General features: G+C 61.1%; 17 protein-coding genes and 1 tRNA gene. 6 read left to right on the top strand and 12 right to left on the bottom strand.

The annotated features are described in order from the left end of the window. Positions 1-14 precede the first annotated feature (14 nt). The 9 genes from WBK19_RS04215 to WBK19_RS04175 form a co-directional block, all read right to left on the bottom strand. Positions 15-1,769, bottom strand: coding sequence for a toll/interleukin-1 receptor domain-containing protein (locus tag WBK19_RS04215; protein WP_511287237.1), 1,755 nt, complete (start codon positions 1,767-1,769; stop codon positions 15-17). A 124-nt stretch (positions 1,770-1,893) separates the two neighbouring features. Beyond that, positions 1,894-1,969, bottom strand: a tRNA-Asn gene (locus WBK19_RS04210). A 100-nt stretch (positions 1,970-2,069) separates the two neighbouring features. Further along, positions 2,070-2,993: a ribosome biogenesis GTPase YlqF gene (gene ylqF / locus WBK19_RS04205; RefSeq protein ID WP_226399691.1), complete on the bottom strand. Its 924-nt coding sequence runs from the start codon at positions 2,991-2,993 to the stop codon at positions 2,070-2,072. Positions 2,994-3,010: 17 nt separating this feature from the next. Further along, positions 3,011-3,259 (bottom strand): molybdopterin converting factor subunit 1, encoded by a 249-nt coding sequence (moaD, locus tag WBK19_RS04200; protein ID WP_511287235.1) that lies wholly within the window; start codon positions 3,257-3,259, stop codon positions 3,011-3,013. Continuing rightward, positions 3,256-4,464, bottom strand: a complete 1,209-nt coding sequence (locus WBK19_RS04195; protein ID WP_511287233.1) for a molybdopterin molybdotransferase MoeA — start codon at positions 4,462-4,464, stop codon at positions 3,256-3,258. Before WBK19_RS04195 ends, moaD begins: the two co-directional genes overlap by 4 nt. After that, positions 4,458-4,961: a molybdopterin-guanine dinucleotide biosynthesis protein B gene (gene mobB / locus WBK19_RS04190; protein WP_511287231.1), complete on the bottom strand. Its 504-nt coding sequence runs from the start codon at positions 4,959-4,961 to the stop codon at positions 4,458-4,460. Before mobB ends, WBK19_RS04195 begins: the two co-directional genes overlap by 7 nt. Before the next feature lie 17 nt (positions 4,962-4,978). Continuing rightward, on the bottom strand, positions 4,979-6,196 hold the full coding sequence (locus tag WBK19_RS04185; RefSeq protein WP_511287229.1) for a hypothetical protein: 1,218 nt from the start codon (positions 6,194-6,196) through the stop codon (positions 4,979-4,981). A 5-nt stretch (positions 6,197-6,201) separates the two neighbouring features. Next, complete coding sequence (gene yoaA, locus WBK19_RS04180) at positions 6,202-8,124, bottom strand: DNA repair helicase YoaA (RefSeq protein ID WP_511287227.1); 1,923 nt, start codon at positions 8,122-8,124, stop codon at positions 6,202-6,204. Positions 8,125-8,373: 249 nt separating this feature from the next. Beyond that, entirely contained in the window at positions 8,374-9,285 is a 912-nt protein-coding gene (locus tag WBK19_RS04175) for a LysR family transcriptional regulator (RefSeq protein WP_511287225.1), read from the bottom strand. Between the two features lie 127 nt (positions 9,286-9,412). On the opposite strand from WBK19_RS04175, the gene WBK19_RS04170 reads away from it, so the two are divergent. The 3 genes from WBK19_RS04170 (at position 9,413) to WBK19_RS04160 (ending at position 12,185) form a co-directional block, all read left to right on the top strand. Then, positions 9,413-10,528, top strand: a complete 1,116-nt coding sequence (locus WBK19_RS04170; protein WP_511287223.1) for an S-(hydroxymethyl)glutathione dehydrogenase/class III alcohol dehydrogenase — start codon at positions 9,413-9,415, stop codon at positions 10,526-10,528. A gap of 10 nt (positions 10,529-10,538) precedes the next feature. Continuing rightward, positions 10,539-11,402, top strand: coding sequence for an S-formylglutathione hydrolase (fghA, locus tag WBK19_RS04165; RefSeq protein WP_511287221.1), 864 nt, complete (start codon positions 10,539-10,541; stop codon positions 11,400-11,402). Between the two features lie 291 nt (positions 11,403-11,693). Continuing rightward, positions 11,694-12,185 (top strand): RNase H family protein, encoded by a 492-nt coding sequence (locus WBK19_RS04160; protein WP_511287219.1) that lies wholly within the window; start codon positions 11,694-11,696, stop codon positions 12,183-12,185. A 217-nt stretch (positions 12,186-12,402) separates the two neighbouring features. Here WBK19_RS04160 and WBK19_RS04155 read toward each other — a convergent pair whose 3' ends face one another. The 3 genes from WBK19_RS04155 to WBK19_RS04145 all read right to left on the bottom strand — a co-directional run bounded on the left by WBK19_RS04155 (position 12,403) and on the right by WBK19_RS04145 (position 16,749). Next, positions 12,403-13,146 carry a phosphate/phosphite/phosphonate ABC transporter substrate-binding protein gene (locus WBK19_RS04155; RefSeq protein ID WP_511287217.1) on the bottom strand — a complete coding sequence of 248 codons (744 nt, stop codon included), beginning with the start codon at positions 13,144-13,146 and terminating at the stop codon, positions 12,403-12,405. A gap of 418 nt (positions 13,147-13,564) precedes the next feature. Next, complete coding sequence (gene ppsA, locus WBK19_RS04150) at positions 13,565-15,940, bottom strand: phosphoenolpyruvate synthase (RefSeq protein WP_511287215.1); 2,376 nt, start codon at positions 15,938-15,940, stop codon at positions 13,565-13,567. 32 nt (positions 15,941-15,972) lie between these two features. Further along, a complete protein-coding gene (locus WBK19_RS04145; RefSeq protein WP_511287213.1) occupies positions 15,973-16,749 on the bottom strand; it encodes a GntR family transcriptional regulator in 777 nt (258 codons plus the stop codon). Positions 16,750-16,921: 172 nt separating this feature from the next. Between WBK19_RS04145 and WBK19_RS04140 the strand changes: the two genes are divergently transcribed. The 3 genes from WBK19_RS04140 to WBK19_RS04130 are packed head-to-tail and all read left to right on the top strand — an operon-like array spanning position 16,922 to position 19,799. Next, the gene (locus WBK19_RS04140) at positions 16,922-17,704 is read left to right on the top strand and encodes a (Fe-S)-binding protein (RefSeq protein WP_511287211.1); all 783 of its coding nucleotides are present in this window, start codon (positions 16,922-16,924) and stop codon (positions 17,702-17,704) included. Then, a complete protein-coding gene (locus WBK19_RS04135; RefSeq protein ID WP_511287209.1) occupies positions 17,701-18,372 on the top strand; it encodes a LutC/YkgG family protein in 672 nt (223 codons plus the stop codon). The genes WBK19_RS04140 and WBK19_RS04135 overlap by 4 nt, the downstream gene beginning before the upstream one ends. After that, a complete protein-coding gene (locus WBK19_RS04130) occupies positions 18,369-19,799 on the top strand; it encodes a LutB/LldF family L-lactate oxidation iron-sulfur protein (RefSeq protein WP_511287207.1) in 1,431 nt (476 codons plus the stop codon). Before WBK19_RS04135 ends, WBK19_RS04130 begins: the two co-directional genes overlap by 4 nt. Positions 19,800-19,947: the final 148 nt, after the last annotated feature.

Here is a 19,947-nt window from a genome sequence, read left to right as displayed (position 1 = left end):
CTTTGGCTGCAATGTCAATATTTCAACAGCCGTTGCAGTGCACTTACTGCATAGTCGTTACCTTGATCGGCTGCCAATTTATACAACGTAATCGCCTCGGCGTTGTCCTTCGACAAACCGCCGCGGCCACCCTCGTACATTCTCCCAAGGAACACCTGCCCAAGCGCTGAGCCCTGATCAGCCGCCTTGCGGTACCATTTGACCGCCTCAGCTTCGTCCTTCAACAAACCGCCCAGGCCATCCCTGTACATGGTCCCAAGGGAGGTCTGCCCACGCGCATCGCCCTGATCTGCCGCTTTGCGGTACCATTTAACCGCCTCGACTGCATCCTTCGACAAACCGCCTAGGCCAAGCTCATACATTAACCCAAGGGCAGCCTGCCCGTCCGCGGAGCCCTGATCCGCCGCCTTGCGGTACCACCGGACCGCCTCTGGCTCATCCTTCGACAAACCGCCTCGGCCAAACTCGTACATCATCCCTAGGTACGCCTGCCCGTCCTCCGAGCCCTGATCTGCCGCCTTGCGGTACCACTTGACCGCCTCAACTTCATTCTTTGACAAACCGCCTTGGCCAAGCTGGTACATAACTCCCAGGTTCACCTGCCCAAGAGCATGACCCTGATCGGCCGCCTTACGGAACCACTTGATTGCCTCGGCTGCGTCCTTTGACAAACCGCCTCGCCCCTCACTGTACATAACCCCCAAGCTCACCTGAGCATTCGCATTGCCCTGATTGGCCGCCTTGCGATACCACTTGAGCGCCTCGGTTTCGTCCTTTAACAAACCGCCTTGGCCATCCCTGTACATGGTCCCAAGGTACGCCTGCCCACGCGCATTGCCCTGATCGGCCGCCTTGCGATACCACTTGAGCGCCTCGGCTGCGTCCTTCGACAAACCACCTTGGCCGTGCTCGTACATAAACCCCAGATTGGCCTGCCCATTCGCATCGCCCTGCTCGGCCGCCTTGCGGTACCACTTTAGCGCTTCTGCTTTATTTTCGGCATGGCCATTACGACCGTAGAAGTAGCTATCAGCGAGGGCAGCGAATGCTGTGGCATCGTTTAGGGTTTCAGGAAGAGAAACTGCCGCTGGCTTGGATATATTGACTGGCGCCGGTATCGGTTCTTGCTTGCCACCGATCCACCAAATAACCGCCACGCCAAGCACAGCCGCGACAATGACGAGAATCCATTTACTTGGCTTTGGGCCAAAAGGCGGCAAGGGACCTTCGGGCAACTCAGCATTCTCGGCGGCTTTTCCGGCAAGGTCGCGCTGCTCTTGAGCAATTTGACTCGCATGTGCTGATACAGGGTGCAGTACCGCATCGACCGCTATCGCTAGATGCTTTCCGCGCAATCGCTCCATTGCCTCATCGAAGAAATCAGCCGGAATGGTCAGCGCCTGATAACGACGTAGCGGCTCCAAAGAACCACGTAGCTGCTGAATCGCAATGGGCGAATCGAAAGTGAATTCGTTTATTAAAAGAGGCACAACATTGCGCTGGGCCTCAAGCGCAACTTCGATCTCCCGGCGCAGCCAGTCGGCCGGGTCGGTGCAACGTACAAGTGCAGTCGGAGTCAGCAAAAGGATGAAGTGAGCGCGTGCCCGAATGTTTTCGACGATAGCGCGTTCAAAATCACCACTGGCAATACCATCATAATCGATGAAAACGTCGTAGCCATGTTGGGTAAGATCCTTGAAAACCGCCAACGCTGGCCACCGATCCGCTCGTCGATAGCTTATAAAAACAGTTTTTTCGGGCCGCGCCATGCCTGCCAGAACCTCTTGTATTTGTCATGGGATTATTAAGACTAGCATGTTTTTGGCAATAGCGAAGGCGCCCTGAAAAAGCAAAAAGCCCAGTCTTTTGAACTGGGCTTTTTGCTTGTATTTTTGGCTCCCCGACCTGGGCTCGAACCAGGGACCTACGGATTAACAGTCCGGCGCTCTACCGACTGAGCTATCGAGGAACGGTACTGTCGGCCTTGCGGCTGACAGGGCGCGGATTATATACAAATCCGCTGAGAGGCTGCAATAGAGAGCGTCTTGCAGCGGAAAATAAATTGAAAATCAGGCTTTTCCGTCGTCGACCGCAAGATCCGGATTCACCGGCAGTTTGCCCGCGGCCTTCAACTCGGCTTGCCGGGAAGCCCGGAGCGCTGGCGTTTCCAGGCTGATGCGCCCAAGGGCGCCGGAGCGGTAGTCGAGGATCAGGATGGCGGCGGCTCTTTCCATGTCCAATTCGCCGCCCCGCCCCTTGATGACGCAGCCGCGCTTTTTGGCGATGGCTTCGATGACGCCGACGGCATCCATGCCTTCGGTGGCAAAGCCGTAGCGCGCCATGAGCAGCTTGGGGTAGACCTCGAGCAGGTAGTTGGCGAGCCAGGTGCCGACTTCTTCGTCAATGTAGGCATTGATGCCGACGGCGTGGCTGGCGGCGAGCATGAGGCCGTCGATGGGATGGTCGATCTTCGGCCAGAGCATGCCCGGGGTGTCGTAGAGCGTCAGGCGGTTGCTGATGTCGATGCGTTGCTGGGTCTTGGTGACGGCCGGCTGGTCGCCGACGGCGGCGACTTTTTTCTTGACCAGCGCGTTCATGAGCGTCGATTTGCCGACGTTGGGGATGCCCATGATCATCAGGCGCAGCGGCTTGACGGCGTCGTTGCGGTGCGGCGCCAGCTTCTGGGCCAGACCGGGGATGCGCGCCACGTCGCTGGCTTTCTTGCAGGAGATGGCGACCGCCTTGACGCCGGGCTGGGCGTCAAAATAAGCCAGCCAGGCCTTGGTCGCTTCGGGGTCGGCCAGATCGGCCTTGTTGAGCAGCTTGAGGCAGGGGCGCTGACGGAAGACGCGCAGCTCGTGGATCATCGGATTGCTGCTCGCCTGCGGCAGGCGGGCGTCGAGGACTTCGACGACGACGTCGGCCACGGCCAGCGTTTCGCCGGCCTTCTTGCGGGCCTGGGTCATGTGCCCGGGGAACCATTGGATGGACATTTATATTCTTTCTATTTTCAGCCGCCGGTGACCGGCGGGAAGAAGGCGACTTCGTCGCCGTCCTTTATTGTGGCATCGAGCTTGGCCATGTCCTGATTGACGGCGCAGCGCAGGTTTTTGGCCGTGGCCAGCTGGTCGCGCCCCTGCCCGACCAGCCAGTCGCGCAGGTTGCCGACGGTGGCAACACCAGCCGGAAGATCGACCGTTTCGCCGGGCAGCCCGAGGGTTTCCTTGAGGCCGGCGAAATAGAGAATGCGAACGGTCATGACAGCAGTTCCGAGAACGGGATGAAGCGCACCAGATCGCCACGCTTGACGGCGTGCTTCGGCGGGTTGTCGACCAGCCCGGTACCCCAGGTCAGCGACGACAGCACGCCCGGCCCCTGGTTGGGGAAAATCTCGACGGTGCCGCGCTCGCTGAGCCGGGCGCGCAGGAATTCGCGGCGGGCGTCGGGCTTCGGCCAGTCGAAGTCGGCCGGCAGATTGAGGCCGTGCGGCAGCGCATCGGCAATGCCTTGCAGGCGCAGCACGAAGGGGCGGACGAAGATCATGAAGGTGACGATGGACGACACCGGGTGCCCGGGCAGGCCGATGAACCAGCTTTCGCCACCGGCCTCGCGGCGCACGGTGCCGAAGGCGAGCGGCTTGCCGGGCTTGGCGGCGAGCTTCCACATCTGCAGTTGGCCTTCGACTTCGACGGCCGGCTTGACGTGGTCTTCTTCGCCGACTGAAACGCCGCCGCTGGTGACTACCAGATCGTTGTCGGCGGCGGCGCGGCGCAGGGCGGCGCGGGTTGCTTCGAAATCGTCGGGCACGGCGCCGAGGTCGCGGACTTCGCAGCCGAGCGATTCGAGCAGCGCGCACAGCGCGTAGCGGTTGGAGTTGTAGATGCCGCCGGGCGGCAGCGGGTCGCCGGGCTGGACGAGTTCGTCGCCGGTGAAGAAAACGCCGACGCGCACGCGACGGAAGACAGGCAGTTGCGGCAGGCCGGCGGCGGCGGCCAGGGCGACGTCCTGCGGGCGCAGGCGAATGCCGGCAGCCAGGATGTCACCGCCGGCCAGAAAGTCTTCGCCGGTCGGGCGGATGAAGGTGCCGGCACGCGGCACTTCGTTGAAGGTGACGCCAGCATCCGTGGCCGTGGTTACTTCCTGCATGACGACGGTGTCGGCGCCGGCCGGGATCGGCGCGCCGGTGAAGATGCGGGCGGCGCTGCCGGGCTGCAGGGGCACGGGCACCGATCCGGCCGGGATGCGCTGGCTGACCGGCAGGCTGGTGCCGGCAGCAGAAACGTCGGCGGCGCGCACGGCGTAGCCATCCATCGCCGACATGGCGCAGGGTGGCACGGAGATCGTCGATTGCACCGCAGCGGCCAGGACGCGGCCAGTGGCGGCGGCCAGCGGGATGTGGCGGATTTCTTCGACCGGCTTGGCGGCGGAGAGCAGTTTGTCGATGGCTTCTTCGTAACTCAGCATCGGATTTCCAGGTTCAGGGTAGCGATCAGAAAGTTGGCAATGGCCGCCACATCGTCAAGCGGCAGCACCGGCAGCGTGGTCGTCAGCGCCTCGTTGCTAGCGACACCGACGATGTCATCGCGCTCGGGAAAGAGCGGCGGCGTTCCATTGGCAGAGCGATAGACTTCGAGCTTGGGCACCGGTTCATCCTTGAAGCCTTCGATCAGGACAAGATCGCAGGGCGACAGGTGGCCGATCAGTTCCTTGAGCGTGGGCTCCACCTCGGCCCGCCGCTCGTGCATCAGCGCCCAGCGGTCGCCGCAGGAGAGCAGCACCTCGGTGGCGCCGGCTTCGCGGTGGCGGTAGGAATCCTTGCCCGGCTTGTCGATGTCGAAACCATGGTGGGCGTGCTTGATGACCGACACCTTGAAGCCACGCGCCGTCAGCTGGGGGATGAGCTTTTCCAGCAAGGTCGTCTTGCCGGAACCGGAATAACCGGCGATACCGAAAACTTTCATGGGCGGATTTTAACCGTTCAGGCGACGAAAACCGGGGCGAAACCGCCGCCCGGCGTCCGGAAATTGGTGGTTTGGCCTTGGTAGAGGCGGGCCGCGACGAGCTGGATGCGGCCGGCGTAGACGTAGCAGCGGATGTCGGCTTTCATGGTTGCCACTCCTCCCCCTTCAAGGGGGAGGTTGGGTGGGGGATGGGTGTTGCTTGCCTCATTTGCCCCATCCCCACCCCGGCCCTCCCCTTGAAGGGGAGGGAGATTTACTTCGTACTCCGACGGTAGCGCGATTTCCTGGGCAATGTAGCCGCCGTGCAGGATTTCCTCGAAGACGCGCTTGGTCAGCTTGTCGCCGCGGTAGGCGGCGCGGCTACCGAAACCGGCGGGCGGCTTGAAAAACCAGCGTTTGCGTTCGGCCCAGAATCGCTCGCCCTGCTCCGGTGTCACGGCAACGGTTTTCGGGATGCCGGCGAGCAGGGTCTGGCGGATGGATTCGTCGACACCCAGCGCCTGCAACGCGGTGTCGTCGGAGAGCTGCATGAGGTTGCGCTTGTCGGCATACAGCGCGTGGGCGCGCGGATGCGGCGTGATGACAACGCCACCCGATTCAAAAATTGAGCGAATTTTCCCGTTGACCGTGGCATCGAGGGCAAAGTCGGTCAGGCGGTTGTAAATCAGGTCGACCGGCAGGCCGGCATGCAGAAGCTGCTCGCCGTCGCTCTCAAATTCGCCCGGATCGGCCACCACGGCGGCGATGCCGTGCTGCTCGAACAATTCCTTGAAGAGCGCGAATTCGGGGGCGAGAAACTGTTCGGCCGGGTTTTCATCGACGATGGCGATGCGGCGCAGCGGTGCGTCGCCGCGTTCCAGATGCCATTCCTCGCGGAACATGGCGACATATTCTTCGCGAATCCGCGCGCCCTCTTCCACGTGGCCATGCGAAGCGAGCAGGTAGGCGTTGAGCAGACCACCGCCAGCGTTGGTGTTGATCTCGATGAGCTTGGGGCCGGTTTCGGTCAGGTGAAAGTCGTAGCCCATGAACACGCCGTGCGACTTGACCGGCAGACGGGCGATTTCCGGCGCCTGGGCCAGCGCGTGGGCCTGATAGGCCGGCATGGCGATGACCGATTCGATGGCCGTGATGATGTCAGCCATGGCCTGCATCGGCCCGGTGGCAATGGTGATGTCGGCGCTGGAGAAGAACTGCGGCTGCTGCGCGCGCATTTGCTCGAAGATGGTTTTCATCCGCTTTACCGGTTGGCGAAGAAATCGAGGACGACCTGCAGTTCGCGGGTCCGTTTCATGGGTGGCAGACTTTGCCAGACGCGGCGGCCATAGGGCTTTGATATGAGTCGTGGATCGCACATCATGAGCACGCCCTTGTCGTTCTCGTCGCGGATCAGCCGGCCGGCGCCCTGCTTGACGTTGATGACGGCGCGCGGCAACTGGTATTCCATGAAGGCGTTGCGGCCTTCCTTTTTCATCTGCTCGATACGCGCCGAAAGCACCGGGTCGTCGGGGGGCGCGAAGGGAATCTTGTCGATGACGACCAGCGACAGCGCTTCGCCGCGCACGTCGACGCCTTCCCAGAAGCTCTGGCTGCCGACCAGGATGGAATTGCCGTGGTGGCGGAAGCGTTGCAGCAGATCGTTCTTGCTGCCCTCGCCCTGAACGAGCAGCGGCATATCGATGTTTTCGTCTTCGAGCTTGGCCTTGAGCAGTTCGTGCGTGCGGCGCATGGCGCGCAGGCTGGTGCACAGGAAGAATGCCCCGCCGTTGGCCGCCTTGACGGCCGGCCAGGCGGCGTCGACGACGGCATCGGTGTAGTTCCAGGCGTTCGGGTCGGGCATGCCGAGCGGCGCGTAGAGGATGGCCTGCTTGTCGTAATCGAAGGGGCTGTGCCAGCAGGCGGAATCCGGCTCGCCAAGGCCGAGTTCGGCGCAGTAGTGGTGGAACTTGCCCTGCACGGCCAAGGTGGCTGACGTAAATATCCAGGCCCGCGGATGGCCGCCCATCTGTTTGCGGAAAATTTCGGCGACATTGAGCGGCGTTGCGTTAAGCTGCAGCGAATGCGTGAAGGCTTCGGCCCAGCGGACATAGCCGGGTGTCGGGTTCTGCCACTGGCCGAGGTGCTGGACAAGTTCGGTGGCGCGCTGCCAGCATTTCTCGAGGCCTTCGGCGCGCTCGGCCTGCGTTTCGAGCAAGGCGGCGAAGGCGACTACCTCGGCTTCGAGGGCTTTCAAGGCGATTTCAAAATCGGGCTTTTCTTCCAGTTGACCGTAGGAGAAGCGGCCGCTGTCGACGCCAACCGCCAGGCGCAGATCCTTGGCGGCCTTTTCGACTTTCTTGCTGGTTTCCGGCAGCGCCAGGCAGTCGCGGGCGTTGGTTAGCGCTTCGGCGCGGACGTCGCGTGCCAGATCGAGCACCTGCGCAGTTGAAATGCTGTCGCCGAAGAACAGCGTCGCCACTTCCGGCAACTGGTGGGCTTCGTCGAAGATGACCGTGTTGCAGGCCGGGAGCAGTTCGGCCATGCCTTCGTCGCGGAGCATCACGTCGGCGAAGAACAGGTGGTGATTGACGACGACCAGATCGGCCGCCATCGCCTCGCGCCTGGCGAGCATGACGAAGCACTCCTTGTAGTCCGGACATTCCTGGCCGAGGCAGTTGTCGCGCGTCGAGGTAGCGTGGCTCCATACCGGCGAATTCTCTGAAACCTCGATGCACTCGGCCTTGTCGCCGCTCTGCGTGGTCTTGGCGAAGACCGAGATGCGGCGGGCGTCGGCAGCATCCTCGCGGGTCAGGAAACGACCGTCGGCGATGGCGTGTTGCAGGTGATAAGGACAAACGTAGTTGGCCCGGCCTTTGAGCAGCGCGATCTTGACCGGCGCCTTGAGGGCGTCGCGGACCATCGGCAAATCCTTGTTGAACAGCTGGTCCTGCAAGGTTTTGGTTCCGGTCGACACGATCACCTTGCCGTTCGACTGCAAGGCCGGGACGAGGTAGGCGAAAGTCTTGCCCGTGCCGGTGCCGGCCTCGGCGATGAAGACCGAACAGCCTTTGATGGCGGCGGCGATGCGCTCGGCCATGTCGAGCTGCTGTTCGCGGATGCGATAGCCGCTGATGGCCCGGGCGAGCGGGCCTTCGGGAGAGAATATTTCCGGGAGGGAAGACAAGGGAAGAAGCCTGAAAAATCAGGGCCGAATCTTAGCAGATGCGGGGTCTGCCGAGGGAAAAGGCGGGCTGTCAGGCAATCGCATGAAGCTCTACTCCCTCCCCTTCAAGGGGAGGGTCGGGGTGGGGATGGGTTAGCGGAGTTCCAGGCCATAACCCATCCCCCACCCTGCCTCCCCCTTGAAGGGGGAGGAGATCTTGCATCCTGCACTCTTACGATTGCCCGAGGCTCTCTGGCTACAGGAAAAACCTCACACCGTTTGATCACCAGCCAGAACCCGATATTCCGGACACAACGCCAACCCAGCCTTCAACGCATCCACCAGCAAACGGACCTTGGGCAGCGAATAGCGCCGTTGCGGATAAATGGCCCAGACAGCGGTATTGGGTGGTTGGTTGGCCTCGAGCAGGGAAACCAGCTCGTCCCGGCGCAGGGGCTCAAGAACGTAATAATCCGGCAACTGGCACAGGCCGAAACCGCGCAGCGCGGCGTCGAGCACCGCCTGACCGCTGTTGCACCGCCAATTACCACTCGGCCGGAACTGGAACTCGCGCCCGTCGTGCTGAAAGTTCCAGATGTCGCTACTGCCGATCAGGCAGTTGTGCTGGCCCAGTTCAGACAACGTATGCGGCCGGCCGTATTTTTCGAGGTAGGCCGGCGCGGCGCACAGATACATGGCACGCGGTGCCAGCCGGGTGGCGACCAGACTCGATTCGCTGAGCCGGCCGAGACGGATGGCCAGGTCGAAGCCTTCGTGCACCATGTCGAGGGTGCGGTTGGTCAGCTCGATTTCGACTTTCAAAGCCGGGTAGCCGGCCATGAATTCATTGACCAGCGGCACGATGAAGCGCTCGCCGTAGGCGACGGCCGCGGTCATGCGCAGCAGGCCGGTCGGCGCGCTGTGCAGGTCGCCGATGGTCAGGAAGGCTTCGTCGCGCTCCTCGATCAGGCGCTGGCAGCGGGCAAGGAAAGTCTGGCCGGCTTCGGTCAGCGAGACACGGCGCGTCGTCCGGTAAAGCAGCCGCGCCTGCAGGCGTTCTTCGAGCAGCGCCACCTGCCGGCTGACGTGCGACGACGACAGGCGCAGGCGCTCGGCGGCGCGCGAGAAGTTGCCGCACTCGGCGACGGCGACGAATTCATCCAGCCCTTCCCAGCGACTCATTTTCGGCGCCCTCCCCGGCGAAGTCGATTATCCCTACACGACAACAATCATTCCTTGAATGACAATTTATCCGCAACCAAGCGCTAATTATACTTAGCACCATTGTTACCGTTCCGAGAGTTCCGCCATGTCGATCAAGTCCCGCGCCGCTGTTGCCTTTGCTGCTGGTCAGCCCCTGCAAATTGTCGAAGTCGACGTCGAAGCGCCCAAGGCCGGCGAGGTTCTGGTTCGCATCATCGCTTCCGGCGTCTGCCACACCGATGCTTTCACCCTGTCCGGCGACGATCCGGAAGGCATCTTCCCGTCCATCCTCGGCCATGAGGGCGGCGGCATCGTTGAAGCCATCGGCGAAGGCGTCACCTCGCTGGCCGTCGGCGATCACGTCATTCCGCTGTACACCGCAGAATGCGGCAAGTGCAAGTTCTGCCTGTCGGGCAAGACCAACCTCTGCCAAGCCGTGCGCGCCACCCAGGGCAAGGGTCTGATGCCGGACGGCACGACGCGTTTCTCCTACAACGGCCAGCCTATCTACCACTACATGGGCTGCTCGACCTTCTCCGAATACACCGTGTTGCCGGAAATCTCGCTGGCCAAGATTCCGAAGAGCGCACCGCTCGAAAAAGTCTGCCTGCTCGGCTGCGGCGTGACCACCGGCATCGGCGCCGTGCTCAATACTGCCAAGGTGGAAGAAGGCGCTACCGTCGCCGTCTTCGGGCTGGGCGGCATCGGTCTGGCGGCGATCATCGGTGCCAAGATGGCCAAGGCGTCGCGCATCATCGCCATCGACATCAACCCGGCCAAGTTCGAAATCGCCCGCAAGCTCGGGGCCACCGACTGCGTCAATCCGAAACATTTTGACGTCCCGATTCAGGAACTCATCGTCGAAATGACCGATGGCGGCGTCGATTACTCCTTCGAGTGCGTCGGCAACGTGGACCTCATGCGCGCAGCCCTCGAGTGCTGCCACAAGGGTTGGGGCGAATCGACCATTATCGGCGTGGCCGGGGCCGGCCAGGAAATTTCCACCCGACCGTTCCAGCTCGTCACCGGTCGCGTCTGGCGCGGTTCAGCATTTGGTGGCGTCAAGGGCCGCACGGAGTTGCCGGGATATGTCGAGAAGGCGCGCACCGGCGAAATCCCGCTCGACACCTTCATCACGCACACCATGCCGCTCGAACGGATCAACGAGGCCTTCGACCTGATGCACGAAGGCAAGAGCATCCGCACCGTCATTCATTTCTAAGGCACTGGCCATGACGCTCGAAAACCTCTCCTGCCAGAAAAGCGCGGGCGGCTGGACCAAGCGCTATCGGCACCGCTCGACGACGCTCGGCTGCGACATGGCGTTCTCGGTTTATCTGCCGCCGCAGATCGAAAGCGGCGATAAGCTGCCTGTGCTCTACTGGCTGTCCGGCCTCAGCTGCACCGACGAGACTTTCATGCAGAAAGCCGGCGCCCAGCGGATTGCTGCCGAACTCGGCATGGTCATCGTCGCCCCCGACACCAGCCCGCGCGGCGATGATGTGCCGGGCGACCCGGACGGCGGCTGGGATTTCGGCCACGGTGCTGGCTTTTACCTGAACGCGACGCAAGCGCCGTGGGCGCAACATTACCGGATGCACGACTACGTCGTGCACGAGCTACCCGCGCTGATCGAGGCCAGTTTTCCGGTTTCCGACAAGCGCGGTATCAGCGGCCATTCGATGGGCGGCCATGGCGCGCTGGTCTGCGCCCTGCGCAATCCGGGGCGCTACCAGTCGCTGTCGGCTTTCGCCCCGATCTGCAACCCGATGGCCGTCCCTTGGGGCGAAAAGGCTTTCTCCCGCTACCTCGGCGAAGACCGTTCGCAATGGCGCGAATGGGACGCCAGCCATCTTCTGGCCAATGCCGCGGAAAGGCTGCCGATACTGATCGACCAGGGCGACCGCGACCAGTTCCTGACTATCCAGCTCAAGCCGGAGGTGCTGCAGGTCGCTGCCCTGGCCGCCGGGCACCAGCTCGATTTGCGCATGCAGCATGGCTACGACCACAGCTACTATTTCATCGCCACTTTCATTGAAGACCACTTACGCCATCACGCCTGCGAACTCGGGGCAAGCGGCCTGCTTATCGACTGATTGACCGCGCTGCCATCGGCCAGAAAGCCGATGGCAGCGTGCTCGGCAGCGGCGCAATATGGCAAAGCACACAACGACACGCACTGTTGCAATCTGTTACTTGAGGTCGGCGGGCAAGTCCCTTATCTTGAGCACATGCGCTGACCAGACATCAGCCCTGACGGCCCTACCCACCTCCCCCTCCCCGGGCCGTCCAGAAAGCCTCGCACTCCCCCCGGTGCGAGGCTTTCGCCTTTTCAGGGCAGCACTTTCGGCTATCCTTCCAGCCAACGCATTCGCCCACCAGCCAGCATGTCGAAAAGACGAAAAAAAAAGATTGTCCGTGTCATCCACCCATCGGTGAGCCCGCTCCCCTTGCGACTCGCCCCGCTCTACGCCGGACACCTGCAGGTCTTCAGCGATGCCAGCCAGAAACGACATGGCGGACTGGCCGCCGTCCTCTTTGCCACACCAGACAGCGACGCGATAATCAGGTCGCGCACAGTGCCTATCATCGGCAGCAACGAACTGGAACTGCAGGCCACCCTGTTTGCGCTGGAACAGGCCCGAGACTTGTTCCCCGGCCGGCTGTTGGCCTTGTTTTCGGACAATCAGGATGCAGTGATTCGACTGAACCGCGGCAAGACCGAGGGGCTGGAGCAGGACCCCGCGTTGCGGCAGATGCTCGGCCAACAGGAACTAGTCGACACTCTGGCCAATGCATCCGTTTGCTGGATCAAGGGACACGGCAGTTGCCGGGGCAACATCCTGGCCGATCTGCATGCGGCGAGGGCCGCGAGCTAGCGTCAAAACCGGTGTTGCCGGGCCGGAACCGCCGGGATTGGCGCAGGCTGGCGGCCGGGCGCACACCAGACTCTCATTTTGGATAAGAAAAAGGCCGGGATCGCTCCCGGCCTTTTCATTTTTGGCTCTTTTTCCCGGTTGACCGTGGAAAGGAAAAAACCAATGCTGCGATTCGTTATGCATTGACCAGCACCTGGGGTGCCTGCCGGGTTTATCGTCAGACGCCCAACCATTCAAGCAACTTGCGCAGGCGGCCCTCTTCGGTCGTCACGAAACTGGTTATCCCGAGTCGCTTCAGAATTTGGCTACCGCTATCCGTACTGCCCATTTCGTTCAGCGCGCGCTGCATCTTCCCGATCTGCTCGGCACTGACGCGGTGTGAGGCCACCAGTGGCATATAGGGTTGCGACCTCGATTGATGCAAAATCCGGTGCTCGCCCTTGACCCACTTCGCGTAGGCACCAGAGTAAGAAGCAATGCCGCCGACATCAGAAATTCTGTTCTCGATAGCAAACGGAATCGCCCCCTGCTCACGCACGTAGGTGACTCGCTCATTCTCGATTACAACGCCCTGATCACGAAGTTCGGCGCGGCAAAATCGGGTCATGTACGCCTTCGTCTCCGGCAAGACAAAGGCCTTGCCCTTCAGATCAGACACTGTCTTGATCGGCGAATCCTTGTGCACTATCAGAACGCACTGGCCATCCGGCTTCGCCGTGGCAACGAAATTGTAGCGGTAGTCGCGCAAGCCACGGGCCGGGTAATCCGAGGGACGGGCAACAACCAGATCGTACAGGTCATCCTTCATTCCCTTTTCCAGGGTTGAAAACTCGCGAACAAAAGCCACCTTGATTTCGGCGTTGATGGCACGACCGAGAATATCTGCCAGTGGCTGATATTTCGTGCGGGCAGTTTCAGCGTCAATACCGCCAGAAGTGCCCTCACTGACGGCGAAAACCAATTGTTTCCTCGCTCCGCTCTCCGCATATGTTGCAGGGGAAAGCAAGGCAAGAAGGGCAAAGCCAAAGGTAAAAATGAGTCGCATCCGAATGTCTCCGTGGGTAATAAATTTGGCTATATATTCAGATCATTTGTCGCCAATTTGCCCGCAAAGAATAAACGAAAAACCCATTTTCCATATGTTGATTTTATCATTTAATACAAAATTATTTCGATAAGATACGATATTCAATAAAATCAATAACCGAGCCAACCTAAAGGAAGGACCCAGAGCGATAGCCCAGTTCATTTGCTGACACTGTCCATGGGTACCTTGATCCCGCAAATAGCGCTCAAAAAAAAGGCCGGGATCGCTCCCGGCCTTTTCGTTTTTGGCTCATTTTTCCGGTTGACCGTAGCAAGTACGGCCAACGCGGTAATCAGGCCTTTCTGTGGCTCGCCAGTTGCGTCCAGGTGTCGACCACGGTATCCGGGTTCAGCGAGATGCTGCTGATACCTTGATCCATGAGCCATTCGGCCAGGTCGGGGTGGTCGGACGGGCCCTGGCCACAGATGCCGATGTATTTGCCCATCTTGTTGGCCGCGGAGATGGCCATGGCGAGCAGCATCTTGACGGCCGGGTCGCGCTCGTCGAAGAGGTTGGCGACGAGGCCGGAGTCACGGTCGAGGCCGAGCGTCAGCTGGGTCAAGTCGTTGGAGCCGATCGAGAAGCCGTCGAAGATTTTCAGGAAGTCTTCGGCCAGCAGCGCGTTGGACGGGATTTCGCACATCATGATCAGCTTGAGATCGTTCTCGCCCTGCTTGAGGCCATGCTCGGCCAGCAGATCGACAACGCCCTGGCCTTCGCCGACGGTGCGGACGAACGGCACCATCAGTTGCACGTTGGTCAGGCCCATTTCTTCGCGGACCTTCTTCATGGCGCGGCATTCCATCTCAAAACAGTCGCGGAAGGACTGGGCGATGTAACGCGAAGCGCCACGGAAACCGAGCATCGGGTTTTCTTCTTCCGGCTCGTAGAGCTCGCCGCCGAGCAGCTTGCGGTACTCGTTGGACTTGAAGTCGGAGAGGCGGACGATAACCGGGTTCGGCCAGAAGGCGGCGGCGATGGTAGACACGCCTTCAACCAGCTTTTCGACGAAGAATTCCTTCGGCGAGGCGTAGCCACGGGCGCGGCGCTTGATTTCTTCGCGTTTCGAAGCTGGCAGACGCTCGACATCGAGGATGGCCTTCGGGTGGATGCCGATGACGTTGTTGATGATGAACTCGACGCGGGCCAGACCGACGCCGGCATTCGGCAGTTGGGCGAATTCGAAGGCCAGTTCCGGGTTGCCGACGTTCATCATGACCTTGACCGGGACGTCCGGCATGGCGGTGATGTCACGCGAGGTGACTTCGAAGTCGAGGCTGCCGCGGTAAACGTGGCCGGTGTCGCCTTCGGTACAGGAGGCCGTGACGATTTCGCCTTCGGTCAGCGTTTCGGTCGCGTCACCGCAGCCGACGATGGCCGGGATACCCAGTTCGCGGGCGATGATGGCGGCGTGACAGGTCCGGCCGCCACGGTTGGTGACGATGGCGGAGGCGCGCTTCATGACCGGTTCCCAGTTCGGGTCGGTCATGTCGGCGACGAGCACGTCACCTGGCTTGACCTGGTCCATTTCCTTCGGATCCTTGACGATGCGGACCGGGCCGACACCAATCTTCTGGCCGATGGCGCGACCGGAGGCGAGCACCTTGGAGAAGGACTTGAGCTTGAACTTTTCGACCTTGCCGGCGCCCGCTTGCGATTGCACGGTTTCCGGACGGGCTTGCAAAATGTAGAGCTTGCCGTCGATACCGTCCTTGCCCCACTCGATGTCCATCGGACGACCGTAGTGCTTTTCGATGATCATGGCGTAGCGGGCCAGTTCCATGACTTCGGCATCGTTCAGCGAGAACTGGTGACGCAGCGATTCTTCGACATCCTCGGTGATAACTGACTTGCCGGCGACCTTTTCGGTGGAGAAGGTCATCTTGATCATCTTCGAGCCGAGGTTGCGGCGCACGACGGCGTGTTTGCCGGCAGCGAGCATCGGCTTGTGCACGTAGAACTCGTCCGGATTGACGGCGCCCTGAACGACGGTTTCACCGAGGCCGTAGGAAGACGTAACGAAAACGGCATCACGGAAGCCGGATTCGGTGTCGAGCGTGAACATCACGCCAGCCGCGCCCTTGTCGGAGCGAACCATGCGCTGGATGCCAGCGGAGAGAGCGACGTCAGCGTGCACGAAGCCCTTGTGCACCCGGTAGGAAATGGCGCGGTCGTTGTACAGGGAAGCGAAGACTTCCTTGATCGCGTGCAGGATGTTTTCGAGGCCGACGATGTTCAGGAAGGTTTCCTGCTGACCGGCGAAGGAAGCATCCGGCAAGTCTTCAGCGGTGGCCGAGGAGCGCACGGCGAAGGACATGTCGGTGGTGGAATCGGCGACCAGGCGCTGGTACTGCTCGGTGATGGCGATGGTCAGGTCCATCGGGAACGGGGTGTCCATGATCCACTGGCGGATCTCGGCGCCGGTCTTGACCAAGGTATTCACGTCGTCAACATCGAGGGCGTCGAGCACGGCATTGATCTTGGCGTCGAGGCCGGACTGCGCCAGGAAATCGCGGTAAGCCTGCGCCGTCGTGGCAAAGCCGCCCGGGACGCGGACACCGGTATCGGCCAGCTGGCTGATCATTTCACCGAGGGAAGAATTCTTGCCGCCGACTTTGTCGACGTCGTTCATTCGGAGTTTTTCGAAAGGTAGGACGAGCGGTTCCATGGGGGTTCCTTACAGGAAAGTTGAATTGAAAATCAGGAAGTGGAGTCGGAAAAATCAGGGCTCAGGCGACGCGCGGCGGTTTCGCGGCGGGCGACGCTGCGCAGCGTCTGGGCCAGTGTTTCGCGGACGAAATCGATATGCGTTTCGGCGGCAGAGCGGGCGGCTTGCGGCTTGCGGCCGACAATTGCATCGTAGATGGCCGCGTGCTGGCTCTTGAGCAAGTTGCCGGCTGCCGGCACGGTTTTCAGTTCGCCGAGATTGAGGCGGATGTTGTCGTGCATCAGGCGCAACAGGGCCGATGATAGATGGCCGAGCAACGCATTGTGGGCAGCCTCGCCGACGGCCTGGTGAAAGGCGATGTCGGCTTCGGAGCGCTGATCCATGTTTTCGTTGGTAAAGGTCGCGTTCAGTGCGGCGAAGCGCTGGCCGAGACGTGTAAGGTCGGCTTCGGTGGCGCGCTCGGCGGCCCACTCTGCGGCCTGGCCTTCGAGCATGCGGCGGAATTCGAGCATGTCTTCGCGCAGGTTGGGATGGCTCCCCATCATGTCCTGCCACGGGTCGAAAAAAGTCGCTTCGAGTGCATTGGTGACGTAAGTGCCACCGCCCTGCTTGCTCTGTACCATGCCCTTGGACGCCAGCTTCTGGATGGCCTCACGCAGCGATGGACGCGAGACGCCAAACTCGGTCGCCAGTTCGCGCTCCGGCGGCAGCCGGTCGCCCGACTTCAGCGAGCCTTCCAGGATGCGACGCTCCAACGAAGCGGCGACGGCATCGGAAATACGCGGGACCTGCACTTTATTGAGGGGCATCGGGCTCGGCATGATTGGTAAGACCAACACATTCTAATCAGCGTTTCGGTAAAGCGCAAGTGTAGGATATTCCCTTAGTTCATTGACTAAGTCACGGTATTCACGTAAATTTTCACCTACACGAATATTGGTCTTACCATTTTACCGTTAAATAATTCACAACGGAGACAAGATGAAACAAGCGGAATCCGCAGTGCCACGGCCTGACGACGTTTATTTTTTTGCCACCTGCGTCGTCGACCAGTTCTTTCCCGGCGCCGGGATGGATGCCATCACGCTGCTTGAACGCGAAGGCATCCGCGTGCATTTCCCGGAAGAGCAGACCTGCTGCGGCCAACCGGCTTATACGAGCGGCTTTCCCGACGAGGCACGCAAGGTGGCGGCGCATCAATTGACGCTGTTTCCGAACGACTGGCCGGTGGTTGTACCGTCCGGTTCCTGCGCCGGCATGATGAAGCATCACTACCCGACGCTGTTTGCCGCCGACCCGGTGCGCAAGGCCCAGGCTGAAGCCCTCTCGGCGCGCATCTATGAGCTGACCGACTTCCTAGTCAATGTCTTGAATTTCCAGCCCGAAGACAAGGGTGGCGACTGCACGGTCGTGCTACATACCTCTTGCTCGGCGCGTCGTGAAATGGGCGTGCATCTGACCGGGCGCAAGTTGCTCGGCGGCCTTGGTAAAGTGACCGTAGCACAGCAGGACCACGAATCGGAGTGCTGCGGTTTCGGCGGCACCTTCTCGGTCAAGCAGCCCGAAATTTCCGGGGCAATGGTTGAGGATAAGGTCAAGGCCCTGAAGGCGACCGGCGCCGAGCGCGTCGTCAGCGCCGATTGCGGCTGCCTCATGAATATCCTCGGCCACGCTGCCTGGAAGGACAAGCAGGCCGGGCTCTCAAAACCCACCCTTCCCGGCGAACACATCGCCAGCTTCCTGTTGCGGAGGACTTCGAAATGAGCGCCCGTGACCGCATTCTTTCGAAATTGAGGGCAAAAATGCCGTCGACCGTGGCAGCCCTGCCCGACGTCGCCGGCTGGTTTGCCACGCATCGCGCCGTCGAATCGGCGGCCGACAAGGCCAGTCGCTTCCGTGCCTGCATCGAACTGGCCCACGCCGAAGTGCACACCGTGACGCCGGCCAACTGGCTGACCACCCTGCGCGAAGTGTTGGGCACCAAGGGTCTCGACAAGATCCTGGTCAGCGAGGAAACAACACATGGCTGCGCCGTGCTTGATGAGTTCCCGGCACACGGAATCGATTGCCAAGTTTACGACATGGCCATCGAAGCCTGGAAAACCGAGATGTTCAACGCCACCCCGGCCAGCCTGACCGCCGCCCGCGCCGCCATCGCCGAGACCGGCACGCTGATCCTGTGGCCCGATGCCGCCGAGCCGCGCCTGATGTCGCTGGTACCGCCCGTTCATTTCGTACTGCTGGACGCCAGCAAAATCTACAACACCTTTTTCGAAGCGATGGAGGCGGAAGGCTGGGCCAATGGCCTGCCGACCAATTCGCTGCTCATCTCCGGCCCGTCGAAGACTGCCGACATCCAGCAGACGCTGGCCTATGGCGCGCACGGACCGAAAGAACTGGTTGTACTAATGCTGACGGAGGACGAGCAATGAGCGAACACATCCTGACGTTCAAGCCCGCCGAAGGCTTCCGCGCCCGCTCCAAGGCCGTTGTCGACAATCCCTTCCTGCGTCAGAGTTTCCGCGGCGCCATGGATTTCCTGATGAGCAAGCGCGCCGCCCAGTTTCCCGATTCGGAGGAACTTGAAAGCCTGCGCACGCTGGGCGAAAGCATCCGTCAGTACAACCTTACCAAGTTACCGACCCTGCTCGAACAGCTCGAAGCCAACCTGACGCGCAACGGCATCCAGGTCCATTGGGCCGAAACGCCGGACGAAGCCAACGCGATCATTCTCGGTATCTGCCACGCGCGCCATGCCAGGCTGATGGTCAAAGGCAAGTCGATGGTCAGCGAGGAAATCGAACTCAACCACGCCGCCGAAGCGGCCGGCATCGGCGCGCTGGAATCAGACATGGGCGAGTACATCGTCCAGTTGGCGGGAGAGAAGCCGTCGCACATCATCATGCCGGCCATCCACAAAACGAAGCAGGAAATTGCCCAACTCTTCGCCGAAAAAGTCGAAGGCATCGATTACACCGACAACGTCGATGCGCTGATCCAGATCGGCCGCAATGTGCTGCGGCAGAAATTTCTGGAGGCTGACATCGGCCTTTCCGGCGTCAATTTCGCCGTCGCCGAAACCGGCACGCTGTGTCTGGTCGAGAATGAAGGCAACGGTCGGATGTGTACCACGGCGCCGCCGGTGCATATCGCGATCACTGGCATCGAGAAGATCGTCGAAAAACTCGAACACATTCCGCCGCTGCTTTCCCTGCTCACCCGCTCGGCGACCGGCCAGAACATCTCGACCTACTTCAACATGATCTCCAGCCCGCGCCAGGCTGGCGAGAAGGATGGGCCGAGCGAAGTACACCTCGTGCTGCTTGATAACGGCCGTTCACAAGCCTACGCCGACGAGCAGTTGCGCAAGACGCTGCAATGTATTCGCTGCGGGGCGTGCATGAATCACTGCCCGGTTTATACGCGTATTGGCGGGCATGCCTACGGGACAACTTATCCGGGGCCGATTGGCAAGATCATCTCGCCGCATATGCTGGGGCTGGAGGCGACTTCGACGATGGCAACGGCTTCGTCGCTGTGTGGGGCTTGCGGCGAAGTTTGTCCGGTGAAGATTCCGATTCCGGAGTTGTTGATGCGCTTGCGGGAGGAAGCGTTTACCGCGCCGCATGCGAATCCTTCGATGGTTGGCCAGGGGGCGGGGTATAGCTGGTTGATGACTTCCGTCTGGAAGGGATGGGCGGCGGTGTATCGGTCGCCTTCTTTGTACGGTGTCGCGACTTGGTTGGGGAGTCGGTTTAACTGGCTGACGCCCTCTCGTCAGGGGGCGTGGACCTCGGTTCGGGTGCCGCTGAATCCGGCCCCTAAGCGGTTGCGGGATATGTTGCGGGAACGCGGTTGATGTTTTCCCTTGCCAATTGGCATGGGGTTCCGCCTTGCTGGCGGGCGTTTCGAGTAGCGCAGGGAACCGGCGCAGCCGGCACCGACCCAGGGTCGCCTTCTTCTTTGGCTACTTTCTTCTTGGCGAAGCAAGAAGAAAGTACGCCCGC

It is taken from the genome of Azonexus sp. (assembly GCF_049652925.1).
GTDB lineage: Bacteria > Pseudomonadota > Gammaproteobacteria > Burkholderiales > Rhodocyclaceae > Azonexus.
This window is presented reverse-complemented; position numbering and strand designations above follow the sequence as displayed.